This window comes from Pseudomonas sp. URMO17WK12:I12 (genome assembly GCF_000514395.1).
In the GTDB taxonomy this organism is placed as follows: domain Bacteria; phylum Pseudomonadota; class Gammaproteobacteria; order Pseudomonadales; family Pseudomonadaceae; genus Aquipseudomonas; species Aquipseudomonas mucoides.
The window spans coordinates 1-23,124 of the sequence record NZ_AZVV01000006.1; the positions used below are offsets into that span (position 1 = coordinate 1).

Genomic DNA, 23,124 nt, shown 5'->3' on the forward strand with positions numbered 1-23,124 from the left:
GTTGTCGACGTAGTAGGTGTCGTTGCCGGCGCCGCCGTCCAGGGTGTCGGCGCCGGTGCCGCCGTCGAGCACGTTGTTGTCGGCGTTGCCGGTCAGGGCGTTGTTCAGGCTGTTGCCCGTCAGGTTGAATGACCCGCTGCCCTGCACAATGATGTTTTCGACGTTCTGCAGATTACCGAGCAGGTCGACATAGCTGCTGAACAGCCTCGGGTCGCCGGCGTTGTAGCCAATGTAGAGCGTGTCGATCCCCTCGTTCGCATTTTCCTGAACACGGGCCAGTTCTCCCACCTGGTCGATACCGTAGTCATCGTTACCCTTGCCACCGATCAGTGTGTCCAGTCCGGCGCCACCGTTGAGCTGATTGTCGCCATCATTGCCAATCAGCACGTTGTTCTGGGTGTTGCCGACGCCGTTGATGTTGGCGGTGCCGGTGAGGGTGAGGTTTTCCAGGTTGGCGCCGAGCACGTAGGTGACCGAGGAGCGCACGGTGTCGATTTCGCCGGCGACAGTACTGGTTTCACTGACGACGTCGCCAATGTTATCGACGACATAGGTGTCGTTGCCTGTGCCGCCTGCCATGAAGTCGGCGCCCAGGCCGCCGTCTATCAGGTTGTCGCCACTGTTGCCGATCATGCCGTTGTTCAAGGCGTTGCCGGTCACGCTGAATGCGCCGCTGCCCTGGATCAGGACGTCCTCGACGTTCTGCAGATTGCTCAAGCCGAGGTCGACCACATAATCCTGTGCGGTCGCGTTGTAGGTGACGTACAGCGAGTCTCTGCCTTCTCCGGCGTTTTCCTGAACCAGCGCCAGTTCACCGGACTGATCCAGGATGTAACCGTCATCACCCTTGCCGCCGATCATCGTGTCCAGACCGCCGCCACCGCTCAACTGGTTGTCGGCATCGTTGCCCGTCAGCACGTTGTTCTGGCTGTTGCCGAACGCGTTGATGGGGCCGGTGTTCGTGCCGACGAGCGTCAGGTTTTCCAGGTTTGCACCCAGCGTGAATGTCACGGAGGAGCGCACAGTGTCGATTTCACTGACCAGGGTACTGGTTTCCACCACCACGTCGCCGACATTGTCGACCAGGTAAGTGTCGTTACCCGTCCCTCCCGCCAGGTAGTCGCCGCCGGCGCCACCATCGAGGATGTTGTCGCCGGCATTCCCGGTGATCACGTTGTTCAGGATGTTGCCGGTGCCGTTGAGATTGGCCGAGCCCAGCAGGGTCAGGTATTCGACATTGGCGCCCAGGGTGTAGTCGATAGAGGCGGCGACTGCGTCGATTTCCGAGGTGGACGCGCCCCGTTCGATGACCACGTCACCGACGTTGTCGACGTAGTAGCTGTCGTTGCCAGCCCCGCCGTCCATGATGTCGGCACCGGCCATGCCGTTGAGAATGTTCGCGCCCGCGTTACCGGTCAGGAGGTTGTTCAGATCGTTACCGGTAAGGTCGACCTGGGCAGTACCTACCAGTTGGCCGTTCTCGATATTGGCGCCCAGCGCATACCCGATGGAGCTCTGGACCAGGTCGATGCCTTCGTTGGCGGCTTCGACCACCGAATCCGCAACGTCGTCCACGACATAGGTGTCGTTACCGAGTCCGCCGATCATCGTGTCGGCGCCAGCGCCCCCATCAAGGGTGTCGTTGCCCAGTCCACCGTCAAGCGTGTTGGACGAGCCGTTGCCGGTCAGGGCGTTGTTCAGGTCGTTGCCGACCGCCGAAAAGGCGCCGGTGCCCAACAGCAATACGTTCTCGACGTTCTGCAGATTGCTCACGCCCAGGTTGATGGCGTTGCCTTGGTCTGCGTTGTAGACCACGTACAGCGAGTCATTGCCTTCCCCGGCGTTTTCCTGAATCCGCGTCAGTTCGCCGACCTGGTCGAGCGCGTAGGCATCGTTGCCCTTGCCACCGATCATGGTGTCCAGCCCTAAGCCACCATTCAACTGGTTGTCGCCATCATTGCCTGTGAGCACGTTGTTCTGTGCGTTACCAATGGCGTTGACGCTGGCATTGCCGGTCAGGATGAGGTTTTCCAGGTTCGCGCCCAGCATGAACGTCGCCGACGAGCGAACGGTGTCGATTTCGCTGACCAGAGTGCTGGTCTCGATGACGACGTCGTTCACATTGTCGACGATGTAGGTGTCGTTGCCCGCGCCGCCGGCCAGATAGTCGCCCCCCACGCCGCCGTCGATGATGTTGTTGCCGGCATTGCCCAGGATCACGTTGTTCGAAGCGTTGCCGGTCCCGTTGAGGTTGCCGCTAGTGAGCAACGTGAGGTTTTCCACGTTGGGGCTGAAGGTGAGGTTGTAGCTGACCGTCGAAATTACCGAGTCGATTTCCGTGGCGGACGTACCGGTTTCAACGACCACATCATTTTTATTGTCGACGTAGTAAGTATCGTTACCCGCGCCACCGTACATGGTATCCGCGCCTTCGCGGCCATCCAGGACGTTGTCCAGGGCATTGCCTTTCAAAATATCGTTGAACGTCGAGCCAATAGCGTTTTCGATCTTCGTACCGTAAGCAATCGCAAGACCGCTGTTGAAGATGTAAGTGGTCCCGCTGGTGCTGTTCTCAAAGTAGACACCGATGGAACTGAACGCGCCCTCGTTCAAGTCGAGGTTGACCGAATTCAGCTGGTTGCTGGCGTCAATCGTATCGGTACCGCCGGAGTCCCAGATGGTTTCGAATACCTTCTGGTAGCTCTCCCAACGATAAACGTTGTCACCGGATTGCCACTGGGTATTGGCCCCATACAGTGCCTGGATCGCGAGAATGTCCAGAAGCATCGGCGTTGTAGGCTGATACGAGTAGTTATTGTTGTAGCTCATCACGGTGAAGCGGACATCGTCCAGCGACGGGTCCAGGATCGTGGTGTTCAGCGAGTTGGGTGAGAAGGGGTGTTTAAGTCCGATGGCATGACCGATTTCGTGGATATAGGTCATGTAATCGTAGGAGCCATTGATCGGGAACTCATTGGCTGGGTCGCCGATCCAGACATCCCCGCCCTTGGGCGTATTGGACGGTGTGTAGGCCCAGGCAGCGGCCTGATCCTTCATCAGCGCATAGCCGCCAAAGCGCAGGTCTCCGACGTTCGAGATATCGTCGGTGGTCTGGGTGAATTTGATATTGGCGACCGCACTCCAAGAGCTCAGCGCTCTGATAATGCCGCCACGCTGGTCCTGCGACAGCTCATACATTGCCAGGTATTCATTGTCGGCACTGTAGTTGGTAGCAAAGTAGGAATTGCTGCCCGAGATGAAGCTGTAGCTCAGGTTCGTCGACCCTCCAACGGTCCAGCTCGAACCTAGCCAGTAAGTTCCGGAGAGCAGACTGTCTACGGGTTTGACGCCAGTCAACGAAGAATAAAAGCTTAAGGTGGAACCAGTCGGAGTGGGCATGCGAAATTCCTGAGTGCGCTGCGGCCCTTCCTGGATGCGGCCGCTACAAAAGTACAATTCTGCACCAGAATCGGTACAGTTGACATCATCTGGCCACTACTTTTCTGTTGCTGACGTCAAGTAATTGGCCTGGAGAACTGTATCGGCGAGTGGCGTAGAATCCTGAAGCCATGTTCAATGCCTTCTGTCCAATACAGGCCATCGATTTCCCATGACCGTTACAAACCCCGCCCTGATCCGCGAAACCTTCCCCGTCGGCCCGTTGCAGTGCAACTGCACCATCATCGGCGACCCGATCACTAAAAAGGCGATCGTGGTCGACCCGGGCGGCAATCATGAATTGATTCTGGCGCGCCTCGATGCCTTGGGCTTGAAGGTGGTCAGCATCATCCATACCCACGCGCACCTGGATCACTTCCTGGCCTCCGGTCAGCTCAAGGAGAAAACCGGCGCGACGTTGCACCTGCACAAAGAAGATCAGTTTCTCTGGGACAACCTGGAAATGCAGTGCCAGATGTTCGGAGTGCCTTATACGCCGGTTCCGTCGCCGGATCGCTGGTTGGCCGATGACGAAGAACTGGCTTGCGGTTGCGGTGTGGCGATCCACACACCGGGGCATACGCCAGGTTCCATGAGCTTCTGGTTTTCAGAGGCTAAGCTGCTGATTGCCGGTGATACGCTGTTTCGACGCGGGGTAGGGCGCACGGATTTGTGGGGCGGCGATCAGGCGACCATCGTGCGGTCGATCAAGCAGCGGCTGTATACCCTCGACGAAGAAGCGACCGTGGTCACCGGGCATGGTCCGGACACGCGTCTGGGCGATGAAATGCGCGAGAACCCGTTCGTGCGGGCCTGATTTGTAACACAGGGAATTTTTGACCGGCGCGACGATCCAACGCCCGCAAAGGTCCAATGCTTAAGTCCGTTGCACCACAGAATGCAAAAAGTAGGAGCTCTTAATGTTCACCATGCGTCCTTTGATTATTGTCGCTACCGCAGTGGCCTTGCTGTCGGGCTGTGCTTCGCCCAACCCTTACAATGGCCAGCCTCAGGGGCAGGCTGATACTGGCTCCGAAGGCATGAGCAAAACCGCTAAATACGGCGGCCTCGGTGCCTTGGCGGGTGCCTTGGCCGGTGCCGCGATCAACCACGATAACCGTGGCAAGGGCGCGCTGATCGGCGCTGCGGTGGTGGGTGCTTCCGCCGCCGGTTACGGTTACTACGCCGACCAGCAAGAGAAAAAACTGCGCGCCAGCATGGCCAACACCGGGGTTGAAGTGCAGCGCCAGGGCGATCAGATCAAACTGATCATGCCGGGCAACATCACGTTCGCCACCGATTCGGCGAACATCGCCCCAAGCTTCTATCAGCCGTTGAACAACCTGGCGGGCTCGCTCAAGGAGTTCAACCAGAACCAGATCGAGATCGTCGGCTACACCGACAGCACCGGTGGGCGTCAGCACAACATGGACCTGTCCCAGCGTCGTGCACAGAGCGTGGCGACTTACCTGACGTCGCAAGGCGTGAGCGGTGCCAATCTCTCGGCTCGCGGTGCCGGCCCGGATAATCCGATTGCCAGCAACGGTGATGCCAATGGTCGGGCACAGAACCGTCGCGTTGAAGTCAACTTGAAAGCGATTCCGGGTCAGCAGTATCCTCAGTAATAACCGTTTTACCTTTACCAACCTGACTGAACCCCAGGCGTAAAAAAAAGAGCCCGCCCGATCCTCAACAGATCGGGCGGGCTTTTTTGTGTGATTTGTTCCGACGATGAGGCCAGTGCTGACAACCCAAACATCAGCAACAAAAAAGCCCCCGGACAATCACTCGTCCGAGGGCTTTTGTATTGCGCTAAACCTGATTACTTCTTCAGGCCGTAATGCTCATCAAGCATGCCCGGCGCGTTCGGGGATTTTGGTGCGTAATCGCGAGGCGGCTCCTGGTTGCGCGGCGGCGTCAGGCGTTCACGCGGGGCCGTTGCCGCATCGGCGTGCAAGGAGGCCAGCAAGCGCTGGCGAGTTTGCTCGTCCAGGGCCAGGCGGTTGGCGCCCTCGGCGAGGTGATCCTGCACTTCCTGATAGCTCTGAGTCAGCTTCTTGACCAGGGTGGCCGTGCTGTTGAAGTGGGTTACCACCTCATTCTGATAATTGTCGAAACGTTCCTGAATGTCATCCAGCTGACGTTGCGTGCTGCTCGGCGCGGCATTTGGCACCAGGCGAGCGATCAGGAATCCAATGGCGACACCCACAACCAGGGCAAGAGTCGGTAACAACCAAACTAAGAGCGAGTGTTCCACGAGTCCTTCCTCTATAAACGGCTTTGCTTTACGTTAACGGCTCGAACCTGCGCTGTATACCGCGATTCACTCGCAATAGATTGGCACAGACAAATTGCTAGACGAGTCGACCCGATTCGAGGTCACGGAGTTCCTTCCTTGCTTATGCGCGAAACCCCTGTAGTGATTGATGGCCCGGTGGGTCAACTGGAAGCCCTTTACCTCGATAATGAGCAGCCACGCGGCATTGCGCTGATCTGCCATCCGAACCCGGTGCAGGGCGGCACCATGCTCAACAAAGTGGTGTCGACCCTGCAGCGCACCGCGCGTGATGCCGGTTTGATTACCTTGCGGTTCAACTACCGTGGCGTCGGTGCCAGCGAAGGCGCCCACGACATGGGCACCGGCGAAGTCGACGATGCCGAGGCGGTGGCCGAATGGCTGCGGGCCAAACATCCAGATTTGCCACTGACCCTGTTCGGTTTCTCCTTCGGCGGTTTTGTTGCCGCCAGTCTCGGCGGACGCCTGGAAGCCAAGGGCGAACAGCTGAAACATGTGTTCATGGTAGCGCCCGCTGTCATGCGCCTGGGCGATCAGGATCAACTGCCGCAACACGGCGAATTGACCCTGATCCAGCCGGAAACCGACGAAGTGATTGACCCGCAAGTCGTCTACGATTGGTCCGCGAAACTCGAGCGTCCCCATGAGCTGCTGAAAGTGGCAGAATGCGGACACTTTTTTCATGGCAAGCTGACCGATCTCAAGGATCTGATCCTGCCGCGTCTTTCGAATTGATTGCAGTCTGACAAGCGATTACCCATGACGACTCGTACCCGTATCCTCACCGGCATCACCACCACCGGCACGCCACACCTGGGCAACTACGCCGGCGCCATCCGCCCGGCGATCGTCGCCAGCCGTGACAGCAATGCCGATTCGTTCTACTTCCTGGCCGACTACCACGCCCTGATCAAATGCGATGACCCGCTGCGCATCCAGCGCTCGCGTCTGGAAATCGCCGCGACCTGGCTGGCCGGTGGCCTGGATGTGGACCGCGTGACGTTCTATCGCCAGTCCGACATCCCGGAAATCCCCGAGCTGACCTGGCTGCTGACCTGCGTCGCCGCCAAGGGCCTGCTCAACCGCGCCCACGCCTACAAGGCTTCGGTGGACAAGAACGTCGAGACCGGCGAAGACCCGGATGCAGGCATTACCATGGGCTTGTACAGCTATCCGGTGCTGATGGCCGCGGACATCCTGATGTTCAACGCGCACAAGGTGCCGGTCGGTCGCGATCAGATCCAGCACGTGGAAATGGCCCGCGACATCGGTCAGCGCTTCAACCATTTGTTCGGTCAAGGCAAAGAATTCTTCACCATGCCTGAAGCGCTGATTGAAGAAAGTGTTGCCACGCTGCCAGGCCTCGACGGTCGCAAAATGTCGAAGAGCTACGACAACACCATCCCGTTGTTCAGCAGCGCCAAAGAGATGAAGGACGCGATTTCGCGGATCGTCACCGATTCGCGCGCGCCGGGCGAAGCCAAAGACCCGGACAATTCGCACCTGTTCACACTGTTCCAGGCATTTGCCACCCCGGCGCAGTCCAACGAGTTCCGCAGCGAACTGTTGCAAGGCCTGGGTTGGGGCGAAGCGAAGAATCGTCTGTTCCAGTTGCTGGACAGCGAACTGGGCGAGTCCCGCGAGCGTTATCACCAGTTGATCGAACGCCCGGCGGACCTGGAAGACATGCTGCAAGTCGGCGCCAAGAAGGCCCGTGCCGTGGCGACACCGTTCCTTCACGAACTGCGTGAAGCGGTCGGCCTGCGTTCTTTCGTGGCGCAGACTCAAGTCGCGGCCACTACCAAGAAAAAAGCCGCGAAAGCAGCACGTTTTGTCAGCTTCCGTGAAGACGACGGCAGTTTCCGCTTCCGTCTGCTGGCGGCCGATGGCGAGCAACTGCTGTTGTCGCGCAACTTTGCCGACGGCAAAACCGCTGGGCAAGTGACCAAGCAACTGCAAGCGGGCCAGCCTCTGGACCTGCGCAGCGAAGACCTGAGCTTCAGTGTCTGGCTGGAAGGCGAGTGTGTGGCAGACAGCCCGGCATTCGCCGACAGCGCCGCGCGTGACGGCGCCATCGACGCCCTGCGCGTTACGTTGACGCCGGTTCAGGAATAAAACAGCGGCTCGACCCGACCAAGGGCCGATTGCCATTCCCCCGGGCCGTCGCTACAGTGACGGCCCGTTTTTGTTGCCTTGCTAACGAATTATGACGCCCCTAGAACGATATCAAGCTGATCTGAAGCGCCCGGAATTCTTCCATGACGCCGCGCAGGAAACTGCTGTGCGCCATTTGCAGCGCCTGTACGACGATCTGGTCGCGGCCTCGCAGAGCAAGCCGGGCCTGTTTGGCAAACTGTTTGGCAAGAAAGAGCAGGCGCCGGTCAAGGGCCTGTACTTCTGGGGCGGCGTGGGTCGCGGCAAGACTTACCTGGTCGACACCTTCTTCGAAGCGCTGCCGTTCAAGGAAAAGACCCGGACTCACTTCCACCGCTTCATGAAGCGCGTGCACGAGGAGATGAAGACCCTCGGTGGCGAGAAAAACCCGCTGACCATCATCGCCAAGCGTTTCTCCGACGAGTCGCGCGTGATCTGCTTCGATGAGTTTTTCGTCTCCGACATCACCGACGCCATGATTCTTGGCACGCTGATGGAAGAGCTGTTCAAGAACGGCGTGACCTTGGTCGCGACCTCGAACATCGTGCCGGACGGCCTGTACAAGGACGGCCTGCAACGCGCGCGCTTCCTGCCGGCCATCGCGCTGATCAAGCAGAACACCGACATCGTCAACGTCGACAGCGGCGTCGATTACCGTCTGCGTCATCTTGAACAAGCGGAACTGTTCCACTTTCCGTTGGACGAAGCCGCTCAGGAAAGCCTGCGCAAGAGCTTCCGCGCACTGACGCCGGAATGCACCGCCGCGGTCGAAAATGACGTGCTGATGATCGAGAATCGCGCCATCCGCGCGGTACGTACGTGTGATGACGTGGCCTGGTTCGACTTCCGCGAACTGTGCGACGGCCCACGCAGCCAGAACGATTACATCGAACTGGGCAAGATCTTCCACGCCGTGCTGCTCAGCGGTGTCGAGCAGATGAGCGTCACCACGGATGACATCGCCCGTCGCTTTATCAACATGGTCGATGAGTTCTATGACCGTAACGTCAAGCTGATCATTTCAGCCGAAGTCGAGCTCAAAGACCTCTACACCGGCGGTCGCCTGAACTTCGAGTTCCAGCGCACGCTCAGCCGTCTGCTGGAAATGCAGTCGCACGAATTCCTGTCCCGGGCGCACAAGCCGTAGGACGATTCGGACACAAAAAAAGGGCCTGCATTTGCAGGCCCTTTTTTATGCCTTGAGCAGACCTTGAATCCAGCGCGGACCCTGTGGGAGCGAGCTTGCTCGCGATGGCGGTTTCACATTCAACATTGATGTCGACTGACACACCGCAATCGCGAGCAAGCTCGCTCCCACATTGGATATGTGTTGGATTTGAGTATTACGCCGCCTGCTGAAACTGCTGCCGATACTGGTTCGGCGACAGTTCCGTGTGCTGGCGGAACAGCCGCGCGAAGAAGCTTGCATCATCGTAACCGACCTCATAACTGATGGTCTTGATGCTCTTGCGGCTGCCGGACAGCAGCCCCTTGGCGGTTTCGATGCGCAGGCGTTGCAGGTAATGCAGCGGCTTGTCGCCGGTCGCGGTCTGGAAGCGGCGCATGAAGTTGCGGATGCTCATGCCGTGTTCGCGGGCGACGTCTTCGAAGCGGAATTTGTCGGCGAAGTGCTCTTCGAGCCAGTGCTGGATCTGCAGGATGATCACGTCCTGATGCAGCTTCTGGCCGCCAAAACCAATCCGTCCCGGGGAATAGCTGCGCTGGACTTCGTAGAGGATATCCCGCGCCACGGCCTGCGATACGTTGGCGCCGCAGAAGCGCTCGATCAGGTAGATGTAGAGATCGCAGGCCGAGGTGGTACCGCCGGCGCAATACAGGTTGTCGGCGTCGGTCAGGTGCTTGTCCTGATTCAGCTGAACCTGCGGGTAGCGCTCGGCGAACGCGTTGAAGAAGCGCCAGTACGTGGTCGCTTCCTTGCCATTGAGCAGGCCGGCCTCGGCGAGCCAGAACACCCCTGTGGCTTCGCCGCACAGCACCGCACCGCGGGCATGTTGCTCGCGCAGCCACGGGAAGACCTGCGGATAACGTTTGCAGAGCGTCTCGAAGTCGTCCCAGAAGGCGGGGAGGATGATGATGTCGGCGTTTTCCAGGCCGCCGTCTACCGGGATGATCACGTCGCTGAAGCTATTCACTGGCTTGCCGTCGGGGCTGACCAACCGGGTTTCAAATGCCGGTGTCAGGCCCTGGCCCAGCTGTTTTCCATAGCGCAGGCTGGCCAGATGGAAGAAATCTTTGGCTTGCAGGAGGGTGGAAGCGAAAACCCGGTCGATCGCCAGGATGCTGACGCGCCGCAGGGGCGTGGAGACGTGCTTAGACATAATTCAACTTTATTTTTATAAGGGAAAGTGGTCATCAAACGGCTGGATCGTCTTATTTTTTGTCTGATGTGTCCAGTGTCCTGTGTCGGAGGTGAGGCTTAGTCTCTGAAGGGCCATTCCTCTAACAATAACGACAGGTGCCGCATGATCCCCAGAACCTTGTTCAGTTCCGAGCACGAACTTTTCCGCGACAGCGTGCGTACATTCCTCGAAAAAGAGGCCGTTCCGTTCCATGCACACTGGGAAAAACAAGGCTATATCGACCGAAAACTCTGGAACAAGGCCGGGGAGGCGGGGATGTTGTGTTCGCATCTGCCGGAGGAATACGGCGGGTTGGGCGCGGACTTTTTGTACAGCGCGGTGGTGATCGAAGAGGTCGGGCGCCTGGGGCTGACCGGGATCGGTTTCTCCCTGCATTCGGACATTGTGGCGCCTTACATCCTGCATTACGGCAGTGAGGCGTTGAAGCACAAATACCTGCCGAAACTGGTGTCCGGCGAGATGGTCACGGCGATCGCCATGACCGAGCCGGGGGCCGGTTCCGACCTGCAAGGGGTGAAGACCACGGCGGTGCTGGATGGCGACGAGTACATCATCAACGGTTCGAAAACCTTCATCACCAACGGCTTTCTGGCGGACCTGGTAATTGTCGTGGCCAAGACCGATCCGAAGGCCGGCGCCAAGGGCACTAGTCTGTTTCTGGTCGAGGCCGGCACCCCCGGCTTCGACAAGGGCAAGCGCCTGGAAAAGGTCGGGATGAAGGCGCAGGACACGTCGGAATTGTTCTTTCAGGACGTTCGGGTGCCCAAGGAAAACCTGTTGGGGCAGGCCGGGATGGGCTTCGCTTACCTGATGCAGGAATTGCCGCAAGAACGCCTCACCGTGGCCATCGGCGGGCTGGCGTCGGCTGAGGCTGCGTTGCAATGGACGCTGGACTACACCCGCGAACGCAAGGCGTTCGGCAAGGCGATTGCCGATTTCCAGAACACGCGCTTCAAGCTGGCGGAGATGGCCACCGAAATTCAGATTGGCCGAGTCTTCGTCGATCGCTGTCTGGAGTTGCACCTGCAAGGCAAGCTGGACGTGCCGACGGCGGCGATGGCCAAGTATTGGGGCACGGACCTGCAATGCAAGGTACTCGATGAGTGCGTGCAGTTGCATGGCGGCTACGGCTTTATGTGGGAATACCCGATTGCCCGGGCTTGGGCGGATGCGCGGGTGCAGCGGATTTATGCGGGGACCAATGAAATCATGAAGGAGATTATTGCGCGTTCGCTTTGATCTGCATTGACTGAACTGGCGCCATCGCGGGCAAGCCTCGCTCCCACAGGAATAACCGAACCTGTGTGAGCGGGGCTTGCCCGCGATTGGTTTTAAGGATCAATCAAGGTGCAGGGTTCGGGTGATCCTTGTGAATCGCCTCAATCCCCTCCAGCACTTCATCCGACAGTTTCAAATCGAAGCTGGCGATGTTGCTCTCCAGTTGCTCCATCGTCGTCGCACCAATGATGTTGCTGGTGACGAACGGTTGCTGGGTCACGAATGCCAATGCCATTTGCGCCGGGTCCAGGCCGTGTTCACGGGCCAGTGCCACGTAACGGCTGCACGCTGCTTCCGATTGTGGGTTGAAATAGCGGCTGAAGCGACTGTAGAGGCTCAGGCGGCCTTTTGGTGGGCGAGCGCCACCTTCGTACTTGCCCGACAGGAAACCGAACGCCAGCGGCGAATAAGCGAGCAAGCCGCATTGTTCGCGAATGGCAATTTCTGCCAGGCCGACTTCGAAGCTGCGGTTGAGCAGGTTGTACGGGTTCTGGATCGACACGGCGCGCGGCCAGCCACGGGCTTCGGCCAGGGCGAGGAAGCGCATGGTGCCCCATGGTGTTTCATTGGACAGGCCGATGTGGCGGATCTTGCCGGCCTTGACCTGCTCGTCCAGCGCTTCGAGGGTGTCTTCCAGCGGCGTGAGGTTGGCTTCGCTCTTGTGCTTGTAGCCCAGCTGTCCGAAAAAATTGGTGCTGCGTTCCGGCCAGTGCAGTTGATAGAGGTCGATGTAGTCGGTTTGCAGGCGTTTCAGGCTCGCGTCCACGGCTTCGGTGATGTGCTGGCGGTTGTGGCGCAGGTTTTTATCACGGATGTAATCGATGGTATTGCCGGGGCCGGCGATCTTGCTGGCGAGGATCCAGTCGGCGCGATCGCCGCGACTTTTGAAGTAATTGCCGATGTAGCGCTCGGTGGTGGCGTAGGTTTCGGCCTTGGGTGGCACCGGGTACATCTCGGCGGTGTCGATGAAATTGATCCCGGCACTTTTGGCCCGTTCAATCTGCGCGAAGGCTTCAGCCTCGCTGTTTTGCTCGCCCCAGGTCATGGTTCCGAGGCAGATGGCGCTCACATTCAGATTGGTTCTGCCTAGCTGGCGATAGTCCATCGGGTACTCCTCGGGCAAAACAATCATAAAAGCAGGTTGAATTATTTTTCGCAATCTGCATAATTGCGCACCTCTTTCTGCAGTGGAAGTGATGCGCCGCCGCCGAAGAATCTTGCCGTTGAACGGACGCGCCGACCCGAGCCCCCGAAAGCGTCTGTATCCGGCTGCCTTTGACTTGTCAAAGTACGCACTATTCAGTAAGATCCGCCGTCTAATTTACAGGGCGGCCCCTGAGGCTATAAAGAATGAAAACTTTTACTGCTAAACCGGAAACAGTACAGCGCGACTGGTTTGTCGTCGACGCTGCAGGTCAGACCCTGGGTCGTCTGGCCACCGAAATCGCGAGCCGTCTGCGTGGCAAGCATAAAGCTGAGTACACTCCTCACGTTGACACCGGCGATTACATCGTCGTTATCAATGCCGAGCAGATTCGTGTAACCGGTGCTAAAACCACCGACAAAATCTACTACTCCCACTCCGGTTTCCCGGGCGGCATCAAGTCGATCAACTTCGAAAAGCTGATCGCTAAAGCCCCTGAGCGCGTGATCGAGACCGCGGTCAAAGGCATGCTGCCTAAGAACCCGCTGGGTCGCGACATGTATCGTAAGCTGAAAGTCTATGCGGGCGCTGTACACCCTCATACTGCTCAGCAGCCCCAAGAACTGAAGTTTTAACGGAATAGTTCATTATGTCGGCGACTCAAAATTACGGCACTGGCCGTCGCAAGACCGCAACCGCACGCGTTTTCCTGCGTCCGGGTACTGGTAACATCTCCATCAACAACCGTTCGCTGGATAATTTCTTCGGCCGCGAAACTGCCCGCATGGTAGTTCGTCAGCCGCTGGAATTGACTGAGACTGTCGAGAAGTTCGACATCTACGTCACCGTGATCGGCGGTGGTGTAAGTGGTCAAGCTGGCGCAATCCGCCACGGTATCACTCGCGCACTGATGCAGTACGACGAAACCCTGCGTGGCGCTCTGCGCAAAGCTGGCTTCGTTACTCGCGATGCTCGTGAAGTTGAACGTAAGAAAGTCGGTCTGCGTAAAGCGCGTAAGCGTCCGCAGTACTCGAAGCGTTAATTCGCTTTCACGTTCAAAAAAGAACGCCCAGTCTCCTCGCGGAGCTGGGCGTTTTTTTATGCGTGCGATTTATCAAAGAATTGCGCTGTGACAACTTGCCACAGCCGTAGAGCCCCTATACTGCAAGGCTTGGCAGTGGAGCCCTTGGGTAATTACCTTGTCAGAATTGGGGCTTTTCATTACCATTCGGCAAAATTTTTATAAGTACATAGATTTACTTAGTAGATGCCTGATTTAACAGGCCACAAAAGCTGATGGGAGAGGACTGAATGAGCAATGACGGCGTGAATGCAGGCCGGCGTCGCTTCTTGGTAGCAGCCACATCCGTGGTGGGTGCTGCAGGAGCGGTGGGGGCTGCGGTCCCGTTCGTGGGGTCATGGTTTCCCAGTGCCAAGGCGAAAGCCGCAGGTGCACCGGTGAAAGTGAATGTCAGCAAAATCGAGCCAGGCCAGCAGATGATTGCTGAGTGGCGCGGCCAGCCGGTATTCATTGTCCGCCGTACTACGGAAATCCTGGGGAATCTGAAAAAGATCGAGGGCCAGTTGTCTGACCCGACCTCCAAGAACTCGACACAACCGACTTATGTCGACCCGGAAACGCGTTCGATCAAGCCAGAAGTACTGCTGCTGATCGGTATCTGCACACACCTGGGTTGCTCGCCGACCTTCCGTCCCGAAGTGGCACCTGCTGATCTGGGCAAGGACTGGGTAGGCGGTTATTTCTGCCCGTGCCACGGTTCCCACTACGATCTGGCTGGCCGCGTCTACAAGTCGCAACCTGCGCCTTTGAACCTGCCAGTTCCCCCGCATTCCTATGAGACCGACGACATCATTGTCATCGGCGTCGATACGGAGAAAGCGTGATGAGCAAGTTCATGGATTGGGTTGATGCGCGCTTTCCCGCGACCAAAATGTGGGAAGACCATCTCAGCAAGTACTACGCCCCGAAGAACTTCAACTTCTTCTATTTCTTTGGCTCCCTGGCACTGCTCGTTCTGGTTAACCAGATCGTCACCGGTGTCTGGCTGACCATGAGCTACACCCCGTCGGCAGAAGAGGCGTTTGCTTCCGTCGAATACATCATGCGCGACGTCGAGTACGGCTCGATCCTGCGTCTGCTGCACTCCACTGGCGCCTCGGCGTTCTTTATCGTGGTTTATCTGCACATGTTCCGTGGCCTGCTCTACGGTTCGTACCAGAAGCCGCGTGAGCTGGTGTGGGTCTTCGGCATGCTGATCTACCTGGCGCTGATGGCTGAAGCCTTCATGGGTTACCTGCTGCCGTGGGGCCAGATGTCCTACTGGGGTGCCCAGGTGATCATCTCGCTGTTCGGTGCGATCCCGGTCATCGGTAACGACCTGACCCAGTGGATCCGTGGTGACTACCTGATTTCCGGTATTACCCTGAACCGCTTCTTCGCCCTGCACGTTGTTGCGTTGCCGATCGTGATCCTCGGTCTGGTGGTGCTGCACGTTCTGGCGTTGCACGAAGTCGGTTCGAACAACCCGGACGGCGTCGACATCAAGAAACACAAGGACGAAAACGGCGTACCGCTGGACGGCATTGCCTTCCACCCGTACTACACCGTGAAAGATATCGTCGGCGTGGTGGTGTTCCTATTCATCTTCTGCTCGATCGTGTTCTTCTTCCCGGAAATGGGTGGTTACTTCCTCGAGAAACCGAACTTCGAAGTGGCGAACGCCTTCAAGACCCCAGAGCACATCGCTCCGGTCTGGTACTTCACTCCGTTCTACGCGATTTTGCGGGCCATCCCGGACAAGCTCATGGGTGTTATTGCCATGGGTGCGTCGATCGCCATGCTGTTCGTCCTGCCGTGGCTGGACCGTAGCCCCGTCAAGTCGATGCGCTACAAAGGCTGGCTGAGCAGGATCTGGCTGTGGGTGTTCTGCATTTCGTTCGTGATCCTTGGCGTGCTGGGCGTGTTGGCCCCGACTCCTGAGCGGACGTTGCTGTCGCAGGTCTGTACCTTCCTGTACTTCGCCTACTTCATTCTGATGCCGTTCTACACCAGGCTCGAGAAGACCAAACCGGTTCCGGAAAGGGTGACTGGCTGATGAAAAAGTTATTTTTTGCGCTGATTTTTGCTGCTTTGCCTGTCCTGTCCTTCGCGGCTGAACATGGTGGTCCCGAGCTGGAAAAGGTCGACATCGACGTTTCCGACAAGGCTGCCATGCAAGATGGTGCACGTACCTTTGCCAACTATTGCATGGGCTGCCACAGCGCCAAGTTCCAGCGCTACGAGCGCGTTGCGGATGACCTGGGCATTCCCCATGAGCTGATGCTCTCGAACCTGGTATTCACCGGCGCCAAGATTGGCGACCACATGAGCATCGGCATGCAGCCGGCAGACGCCAAGGCCTGGTTCGGCGCGGCTCCGCCTGATCTGACGCTGGTGGCTCGTGTTCGCGGTACTGACTGGCTCTATGGCTACCTGAAGTCGTTCTACGAAGATCCGTCGCGTCCATGGGGCGTGAACAACAAGGTTTTCCCGAACGTCGGTATGCCTAACGTCCTGGCGGGCCTGCAAGGTCGTCAGATCATCGGTTGCAAGCAGGTTCAGATCGTCGAAGACGGCAAGAAGCAGTTTGACCCGCTGACCGGTACGCCTTTGACGCATGAAGCCTGTGATCAAATGACCATCGTGCCGAAAACGGGAGCCCTGACCGAAGAGCAGTTCGATGAGAAGGTCAAGAATCTGGTAACCTTCCTGGCTTACTCGGCTAACCCGGTTAAGTTGCAACATCAGCGCATTGGTACTTACGTCTTGCTGTACCTGGCGTTCTTCTTCGTGTTCGCTTATCTGCTCAAGCGCGAATACTGGAAAGATGTGCACTGATAAAGATTCAAGCAGTTGCTGTTAATCGCGCGCGCCCAAGGGCGCCTCTGAAGGTGTAACGAGTCTGGTGATCCAGGCGTTACGGGAGGCGTCCTCTGGGCGCGCTCGTTTTTCCGCTTTCGATAATTTCAACAAGCGAGGAGGACCGCCATGGGCGTGACCAATCGGTTGGCCTGTTACTCCGACCCCGCCGACCACTATTCCCACCGAGTGCGTATCGTACTTGCAGAGAAGGGTGTCAGCGCCGAGATCATTTACGTGGAAGCTGGTCGCCAGCCGCCTAAACTGATTGAGGTGAACCCTTACGGAAGCCTGCCCACCCTGGTCGATCGTGACCTGGCGTTGTGGGAGTCGACCGTGGTGATGGAATATCTGGATGAGCGTTACCCGCACCCGCCCTTGCTGCCGGTTTATCCTGTGGCGCGTGCAAACAGCCGTCTGCTGATTCATCGTATTCAGCGCGACTGGTGTGGCCTGGTGGATCTGATCCTGGATTCGAAGACCAAGGAAGCAGCCCGCGTCGTCGCTCGTAAAGAGCTGCGCGAGAGCCTGACGGGCGTGTCGCCGCTGTTTGCCGACAAGCCGTTTTTCCTCAGTGAGGAACAAAGTCTGGTGGACTGCTGCCTATTACCAATACTCTGGCGCTTGCCGATTTTGGGTATTGAACTGCCGCGGCCTGCCAAGCCGCTGCTTGATTATATGGAGCGCTCGTTTGCGCGTGAGGCTTTCCAGGCAAGTCTGTCTGGTGTCGAACGCGATATGCGCTAAGGCTTAAGGAGCCGCTATGAACTCCAGTCGACCTTATCTGGTCCGCGCGCTCTACGAGTGGATTGTGGACAACGATTGCACCCCGCACATGCTGGTCAATTCGGAATACCCATCGGTGCAGGTGCCTCAGGGCTTTGCCAGTGACGGTCAAATCGTCTTGAACGTGTCGCCACAAGCCGTGCGGCATTTGCACATGGACAACGAGGCGGTCAGCTTCGAAGGGCGCTTCGGCGGTGTGCCACACACCCTGTACGTGCCTATCGCCTCGATCCTGGGGATTTACGCCCGGGAGAACGGTCAGGGCATGGTGTTCGATCTGGAATCGCCTATGGAAGACGAAGAAGAGATTGAGCCGGATGATGATATTCCGCCACCCGACAGCGAGCCGCCGCGTCCCAGCGGTCGACCCAGTTTGAAAGTGGTGAAGTAATAAAAAAGGCGATCCGGATGGATCGCCTTTTTTATTACTTCCGTAGGAGCCGAGCTGGCTCGCGATGGCGATTCAAAGACGCCATCGCCGGCAAGCCGTGCTCCTACAGGTGTGGATCAGTCGATGTACTCAAACAGCTTCACAATCTTCTGCACGCCGGAAACGCCTTGTACCAGATTGGTCGCTTGAGCAGCTTCCTGTTTGGTCAGCAGGCCTAGCAAGTAGACGATGCCGTTTTCGGTCACCACCTTGATGCGCGAGCCGGGGATGTTGGCGTCTGCGAGCATCTGGGTCTTGATCTTGGTGGTCAGCCAGGCGTCGTTCTGGCGTGCCAGCAGCGAGGAGGGCGGCAGGATCTGCAATTCGTTGTGCACGGTTTTTACCCGCTGCACAGCGGCTGCGGCCTGCTCGGCCTTGGCCTTGAGGTCTTCGCGAGGCGTCTGCCCGGCGAGCAGCACCACACCATTGAAGCTGGTAACGACAATGTGCGAATCCTTGTCCAGGGCCGGGTCGGCCTTGGCCACGTTGACGCCGACTTTGGTATCGATCAGGGAGTCGTCGATCTTGCTGCCGAAGGTGCGTGTGCCACGGTCATCTTCAATCGGCGCTTCACGGCTGGCGTTAACCACCGAGGTGCAGCCGCTGATGCCGATCAGGCACAGGGTCAAGGCCATCAGGCCTAGGCGATTAGGGGTCATTCTTCACTCCCGAACAGTTGGCTGTCGATCAGATCGCAAAGGCAATGGATCGCCAGCAGGTGGACTTCCTGAATACGTGCGGTGACATTGGCCGGTACGCGAATCTCGACATCCTCGGGCAATAGCAGTGACGCCATGCCGCCGCCATCGCGACCGGTCAATGCTACGACAATCATTTCGCGATCATGTGCGGCCTGGATCGCCTGAATTATGTTTGCCGAGTTGCCGCTGGTGGAAATCGCCAGCAATACATCGCCTGGCTGGCCGAGGGCGCGGATCTGTTTGGAGAAGATTTCGTTGTAGCTGTAGTCGTTGGCAATCGAGGTGATCGTCGAGCTGTCGGTGGTCAGCGCGATGGCTGGCAGGCTCGGGCGCTCACGCTCGAAGCGGTTGAGCAGCTCCGACGAAAAGTGCTGGGCGTCGCCGGCGGAACCGCCGTTGCCGCAGGAAAGCATTTTGCCCTCATTGAGCAGGGCGTTGACCATCACTTGGCTGGCTTGCTCGATGTGCGGTGCAAGTACGTCCATCGCCATTTGCTTGGTGTCGATACTGGCCTGAAAAAGCTGGCGAATTCGGGATTGCATGTCCATCTGTGTGACCTTAATTAGCGCGGCTACTCGGCACATGAATGTGCAGCCCGCAAAGCAAAGAGCAAAAGTGTTGGGTGTAGGTGTCCGGTTCGGGGCGCAAGCGATCAGCTGTCGAAGGCATTCTGAATCCAGTTCAACTGATCAAGATTGCTGTCGATGGCAACCACGTCGAAGCGGCAAGGGGAATTGGCCCAACGCGACTCGCGCTGAAGAAAATACTGCGCGGCGAAAATCAGTTTCTGCCGTTTGCGCTCATCGATGCTATCGAGCGCGCCACCCCATTGGGTATTTTTTCTGTAGCGGACTTCAACGAATACTACTGTATCGCCATCAAGCATGACCAGATCAAGCTCGCCGCGTTTACACAACCAGTTCTGCGCCAGCAGGCGCAGACCGTGTTGTTGAAGATGCTCGAGCGCATGGCGCTCGGCATCTTGACCGCTTTGCTGGCGTGACCTGTCAGGCATCAGTTCGGGGTGTCAGGCAGGCGTTGAACCTGGCCGTTGACGAACTGGGCCCAAGGCAACTGGCGCACGACGCGTTGGTTCTGGGTCATGCCCAGGCTGCCCGACTGGCCCGAGATGCGGCTGTCCGGCAAGGCCTTGAGTTGCCCCAGGCGTGGCGCCAGACGGTAGGCATCGACGCCCATGGCATACAGGCGACCGAGGCTGCCGCCGGCTTGTGGCCATTGTGCTGTCACTTGTTTGCGCAGTGGATCATTGGCATCCAGCAACCACGGGGTTTCGCAGAAGCGAATACCGTTCATGTCGTTGTACTGATTGACGTCACCGCTGGCACTGAACACGTGGGAGGTGGCGTAAACCGGCACATCGCCTGCGTACTGGAAGTTCAGGGTCGGTTTGATCTGCTGGGCCTGTTGCGGAGTGGCGGCCAGGAAGATGAACTCGATGTCCTGGCGACGTGAAGGCTGGGCAGCGACCTGCGAGCCTACGGTGCTTTGCAGGCTTTTCGCGCGGCCTTCGCTCTGGCGCAGCTGGAACATGTCAGCAATCTGCTGGGCCAGTTGAACCGGTTGGTCGACGCGTTCGGTGGCGACGATGCTGCCACCGTTGGCCTGCCAGTCCTGGCTGAAGGCGCGGAGTACACGATCGCCCCATTCGCCTTTTGGCACCATGATCGCGGCGCGATGCAGGCCATCGGCACGAGCGCGGCGAGACACTTCGCGGGCTTCGTCTTCAGCCGCCAGGCCAAACTGGAACAGTTGGGCCGGGCCTTGTTCGCCTTCGCTGTAGTTCAGTGCCAAGGTTGTGATTGGCAGTTGCGGACGCGAGCTAAGCTGTTTGACCAGCGGCTTCTCCAGCGGGCCAACCACCAGTTGCACGCCATCGGCCTGGGCCTTGCGGTAGAACTCGTCCATCGACGTCAGCTTCGAGCTGTCATAGAACTCGATGGCCGGTGGCTTCTGCCCGGCTTGTTGTGCCTGGTAGTGAGCCGCCATGAAACCTTCGCGCAATGCTTTGCCGACCGAGGCCAGCGGGCCGTCCTGTGGCAGTAGCAGGGCGATCTTGCTCAGGGGCTGGCTGGCCAGTTCCTTGAGGTTGGTCAGTGCCTGCGGCAGATGAACGGCGGCAGGGTGTTTAGGGTTTTGCGCGCGCCAGTTATCAATCGCGGCTTGCTGTTGTTCCAGCGTACCGGCCGATTTCACGGCCAGCGCCAGGCCCATCCAGCCACCGAGGTCGTCGGAGGTGGTGGGTTGCAGCTGCTCGGTAGGCAGTGAGGCGATCAGGGTCCAGATCGCTTCGTGGTTTTTGCTGGCTGCTTCACCGCTCAACATCGGCGCGATGAAAATACGCTCCCGTGCGGCGGCGAGCGTCTGGCCATCGGCTTCAAGGGCGCGAGCGTGAACAGTACCCGTGCGAACCTGTTGCTCGACGGGCAATTCACTCAGGTGTTGCAGGCTCGGATGGCTCAAGGCAGTCAGTGCCGCTTTGGGCTGGTTGCGCACCATCGCCAGTTCCGCCGCCAGCGTGCTGGCGAAGACTTGTGGGCCAGGCTTGAGTTGCTCGACCGGAACCAACTGCAGGATTTGCGCGGACTGGCCGGCATTCCCTTGTCGGTAGGCTGCGTCCGCTGCGCTCAAGCGCAACAGGGCGGCTTTTTCCGGATCCTTGCTTTGATTCGCCTGCTCGAGCAGTTGCTCGATACTGGCATCCGGGGTCCGTGGAAGTTCGCCAAGGCTGGAGGAGGGCGAGCTGGCGCAAGCCGCCAGCAAGGCAGCGAGGCAGAGGGCAGTGAACAGCCGCAGGCAAGCGATCATGTAGTGTTCCTGATACTCGATCAAATTAGCGTGGAATTGTACCCAAGCACTGGCCGGGGCGCGATGTTACTGGCGTGAATCGATCAATTTAGCTCGTGTAAATGTTGCAGCACTGCACAAATGGCGGAAAAACCCGTCAAGGGCCAGACGTATCGCAAGCGCCGCTACGCGCTACAATGTCGCCTTTTACCGATCATGAGGTGTGCGCTTTGACTGCTCCAGGTGCTTTGAATTCCGCTGCTGGCTCGCTTTATGTGGTGGCGACGCCCATCGGCAACCTGGACGACATCAGTGCGCGTGCGCTGAAGATCCTGCGCGACGTCGCGTTGATTGCTGCCGAAGACACGCGTCACTCCCAGCGTTTGATGCAGCATTTCGGTATCCCGACACCGTTGGCCGCCTGTCACGAACACAACGAGCGGGATGAAGGTAGCCGCTTTATCACCCGCCTGCTGGCCGGTGACGATGTAGCGCTGATCTCCGACGCCGGTACGCCGCTGATTTCCGATCCCGGTTATCACCTGGTGCGTCAGGCCCGTGCTGCGGGGATCAATGTGGTGCCGGTGCCGGGAGCTTGCGCCTTGATCGCGGCGCTGTCGGCAGCGGGTTTGCCATCCGACCGGTTCATTTTTGAGGGTTTCCTGCCGGCCAAGGCTGTCGGTCGTCGCGCTCGTCTTGAACTGGTAAAGGAAGAACCACGCACGCTGATTTTCTACGAAGCCCCGCACCGCATCCTTGAATGCCTGCAAGACATGGAGCTGGTGTTCGGTGGTGAGCGTCAGGCGTTGCTGGCTCGGGAAATCACCAAAACCTTTGAAACCCTTAAAGGCCTGCCATTGGCCGAGTTGCGCGAGTTCGTCGAGTCGGACAGCAATCAGCAGCGCGGTGAGTGTGTGGTGCTGGTGGCTGGCTGGGCTGCGCCTGAGACCGAGGACGCCGTCAGCAGCGAAGCGATGCGCATCCTCAATTTGTTGTTAGAGGAGATGCCGCTCAAGCGTGCAGCGGCATTGGCGGCGCAAATCACCGGCGAGCGCAAGAATGTGCTGTATCAGGTCGCACTGGATAAACAGAAGGGCGAGTAAAACCCGATGTGCAGGAGGGGCCAAAGGCGTTTAGCGCTTGTTCTTCGGCCGCTCTGCCGTTAACCTTCGCGGCGGAGAGTCGATCGGACAGTCGCTGCCCTCTATGAAAATTAGGGGGGGGAGGAAAGTCCGGGCTCCATAGGGCGAAGTGCCAGGTAATGCCTGGGAGGCGTGAGCCTACGGAAAGTGCCACAGAAAATAACCGCCTAAGCGCTTCGGCGCCGGTAAGGGTGAAAAGGTGCGGTAAGAGCGCACCGCACGTCTGGCAACAGTTCGTGGCTAGGTAAACCCCACTTGGAGCAAGACCAAATAGGGTCCCAAGGCGTGGCCCGCGCTGGGACCGGGTAGGTTGCTAAAGATGTCCAGTGATGGCCATCGTAGACGAATGACTGTTCAAGACAGAACCCGGCTTACAGATCGACTCTCCACCTTTTTCCCCTCCCTGTTTGAATCGTTGAACAGGGCGCCAGTGATGGCAGTTTCCCTCCGTTCAGAATCATCAGCAGAAGCACTTTCGTAATACCAAAAAAATCTTACTCTTAACAAACTACTTTAACTTTCGAACGCAGCCATCCGTGCTGATTCAAGTTATTGGGTCGAATGACACGTCAGATTCCCGTAACACCTCCTTCTGTGCTCCTAAATCTCAGTTCTGTAAGGGTTTTCCTTTAATCCGCGCCTTGACGGTG

Annotated in this window: 22 protein-coding genes and 1 other RNA gene; 15 read left to right on the forward strand and 8 right to left on the reverse strand. The window is 58.2% G+C overall.

Annotated features, from left to right (window positions below; translation table 11 throughout):
• Positions 1-3,399, reverse strand: a 3,399-nt coding sequence (locus D882_RS0107530; RefSeq protein WP_027922665.1) for a M10 family metallopeptidase, incomplete at its 3' end; no start/stop codon positions are given.
• Positions 3,400-3,610: 211 nt separating this feature from the next.
• Here D882_RS0107530 and D882_RS0107535 point away from each other — a divergent pair.
• A complete protein-coding gene (locus D882_RS0107535) occupies positions 3,611-4,255 on the forward strand; it encodes an MBL fold metallo-hydrolase (protein WP_027922666.1) in 645 nt (214 codons plus the stop codon).
• 103 nt (positions 4,256-4,358) lie between these two features.
• Entirely contained in the window at positions 4,359-5,063 is a 705-nt protein-coding gene (locus D882_RS0107540) for an OmpA family protein (protein WP_027922667.1), read from the forward strand.
• A gap of 197 nt (positions 5,064-5,260) precedes the next feature.
• Here the strand turns inward: D882_RS0107540 and D882_RS0107545 are convergent, their stop codons facing one another.
• Positions 5,261-5,695, reverse strand: a complete 435-nt coding sequence (locus tag D882_RS0107545; RefSeq protein ID WP_027922668.1) for a YhcB family protein — start codon at positions 5,693-5,695, stop codon at positions 5,261-5,263.
• Between the two features lie 144 nt (positions 5,696-5,839).
• On the opposite strand from D882_RS0107545, the gene D882_RS0107550 reads away from it, so the two are divergent.
• From D882_RS0107550 to zapE, 3 genes are all read left to right on the forward strand, one after another.
• Positions 5,840-6,469, forward strand: a complete 630-nt coding sequence (locus D882_RS0107550; RefSeq protein WP_027922669.1) for an alpha/beta hydrolase — start codon at positions 5,840-5,842, stop codon at positions 6,467-6,469.
• A gap of 24 nt (positions 6,470-6,493) precedes the next feature.
• Positions 6,494-7,849: a tryptophan--tRNA ligase gene (locus D882_RS0107555; RefSeq protein ID WP_027922670.1), complete on the forward strand. Its 1,356-nt coding sequence runs from the start codon at positions 6,494-6,496 to the stop codon at positions 7,847-7,849.
• Between the two features lie 91 nt (positions 7,850-7,940).
• A complete protein-coding gene (gene zapE / locus D882_RS0107560; RefSeq protein ID WP_027922671.1) occupies positions 7,941-9,035 on the forward strand; it encodes a cell division protein ZapE in 1,095 nt (364 codons plus the stop codon).
• A 196-nt stretch (positions 9,036-9,231) separates the two neighbouring features.
• On the opposite strand, the gene D882_RS0107565 is transcribed toward zapE, so the two are convergent.
• A complete protein-coding gene (locus D882_RS0107565) occupies positions 9,232-10,128 on the reverse strand; it encodes a GlxA family transcriptional regulator (RefSeq protein ID WP_172825971.1) in 897 nt (298 codons plus the stop codon).
• Between the two features lie 243 nt (positions 10,129-10,371).
• Between D882_RS0107565 and D882_RS0107570 the strand changes: the two genes are divergently transcribed.
• Complete coding sequence (locus D882_RS0107570; RefSeq protein ID WP_027922673.1) at positions 10,372-11,508, forward strand: acyl-CoA dehydrogenase family protein; 1,137 nt, start codon at positions 10,372-10,374, stop codon at positions 11,506-11,508.
• Between the two features lie 103 nt (positions 11,509-11,611).
• Here D882_RS0107570 and D882_RS0107575 read toward each other — a convergent pair whose 3' ends face one another.
• Positions 11,612-12,652, reverse strand: coding sequence for an NADP(H)-dependent aldo-keto reductase (locus tag D882_RS0107575; protein WP_027922674.1), 1,041 nt, complete (start codon positions 12,650-12,652; stop codon positions 11,612-11,614).
• A gap of 245 nt (positions 12,653-12,897) precedes the next feature.
• On the opposite strand from D882_RS0107575, the gene rplM reads away from it, so the two are divergent.
• The 7 genes from rplM (at position 12,898) to D882_RS0107610 (ending at position 17,787) form a co-directional block, all read left to right on the forward strand.
• Positions 12,898-13,326 (forward strand): 50S ribosomal protein L13, encoded by a 429-nt coding sequence (rplM, locus tag D882_RS0107580; RefSeq protein ID WP_007905295.1) that lies wholly within the window; start codon positions 12,898-12,900, stop codon positions 13,324-13,326.
• A 14-nt stretch (positions 13,327-13,340) separates the two neighbouring features.
• Positions 13,341-13,733: a 30S ribosomal protein S9 gene (gene rpsI / locus D882_RS0107585; protein ID WP_002555064.1), complete on the forward strand. Its 393-nt coding sequence runs from the start codon at positions 13,341-13,343 to the stop codon at positions 13,731-13,733.
• Between the two features lie 269 nt (positions 13,734-14,002).
• On the forward strand, positions 14,003-14,596 hold the full coding sequence (petA, locus tag D882_RS0107590) for a ubiquinol-cytochrome c reductase iron-sulfur subunit (RefSeq protein ID WP_027922675.1): 594 nt from the start codon (positions 14,003-14,005) through the stop codon (positions 14,594-14,596).
• Entirely contained in the window at positions 14,596-15,807 is a 1,212-nt protein-coding gene (locus D882_RS0107595; protein ID WP_027922676.1) for a cytochrome bc complex cytochrome b subunit, read from the forward strand. Before petA ends, D882_RS0107595 begins: the two co-directional genes overlap by 1 nt.
• Entirely contained in the window at positions 15,807-16,589 is a 783-nt protein-coding gene (locus D882_RS0107600; protein ID WP_027922677.1) for a cytochrome c1, read from the forward strand. Before D882_RS0107595 ends, D882_RS0107600 begins: the two co-directional genes overlap by 1 nt.
• Before the next feature lie 150 nt (positions 16,590-16,739).
• Positions 16,740-17,357, forward strand: coding sequence for a glutathione S-transferase N-terminal domain-containing protein (locus tag D882_RS0107605; RefSeq protein WP_027922678.1), 618 nt, complete (start codon positions 16,740-16,742; stop codon positions 17,355-17,357).
• A 16-nt stretch (positions 17,358-17,373) separates the two neighbouring features.
• Positions 17,374-17,787 carry a ClpXP protease specificity-enhancing factor gene (locus D882_RS0107610; RefSeq protein WP_007943725.1) on the forward strand — a complete coding sequence of 138 codons (414 nt, stop codon included), beginning with the start codon at positions 17,374-17,376 and terminating at the stop codon, positions 17,785-17,787.
• A gap of 116 nt (positions 17,788-17,903) precedes the next feature.
• On the opposite strand, the gene D882_RS0107615 is transcribed toward D882_RS0107610, so the two are convergent.
• From D882_RS0107615 to D882_RS0107630, 4 genes are all read right to left on the reverse strand, one after another.
• Positions 17,904-18,485 (reverse strand): BON domain-containing protein, encoded by a 582-nt coding sequence (locus D882_RS0107615; protein ID WP_027922679.1) that lies wholly within the window; start codon positions 18,483-18,485, stop codon positions 17,904-17,906.
• Positions 18,482-19,075 carry a phosphoheptose isomerase gene (locus D882_RS0107620; protein WP_008025961.1) on the reverse strand — a complete coding sequence of 198 codons (594 nt, stop codon included), beginning with the start codon at positions 19,073-19,075 and terminating at the stop codon, positions 18,482-18,484. Before D882_RS0107620 ends, D882_RS0107615 begins: the two co-directional genes overlap by 4 nt.
• 104 nt (positions 19,076-19,179) lie before the next feature.
• Positions 19,180-19,542, reverse strand: coding sequence for a YraN family protein (locus D882_RS1000000131920; RefSeq protein ID WP_081743924.1), 363 nt, complete (start codon positions 19,540-19,542; stop codon positions 19,180-19,182).
• Positions 19,542-21,353, reverse strand: coding sequence for a penicillin-binding protein activator (locus D882_RS0107630; protein ID WP_027922681.1), 1,812 nt, complete (start codon positions 21,351-21,353; stop codon positions 19,542-19,544). The genes D882_RS1000000131920 and D882_RS0107630 overlap by 1 nt, the downstream gene beginning before the upstream one ends.
• A 176-nt stretch (positions 21,354-21,529) precedes the next feature.
• On the opposite strand from D882_RS0107630, the gene rsmI reads away from it, so the two are divergent.
• Both rsmI and rnpB read left to right on the forward strand, forming a co-directional pair.
• The gene (gene rsmI, locus D882_RS0107635; protein WP_170219129.1) at positions 21,530-22,435 is read left to right on the forward strand and encodes a 16S rRNA (cytidine(1402)-2'-O)-methyltransferase; all 906 of its coding nucleotides are present in this window, start codon (positions 21,530-21,532) and stop codon (positions 22,433-22,435) included.
• 75 nt (positions 22,436-22,510) lie between these two features.
• An RNA gene (rnpB, locus tag D882_RS1000000131625) (RNase P RNA component class A) lies at positions 22,511-22,864 on the forward strand.
• Positions 22,865-23,124 lie beyond the last annotated feature (260 nt).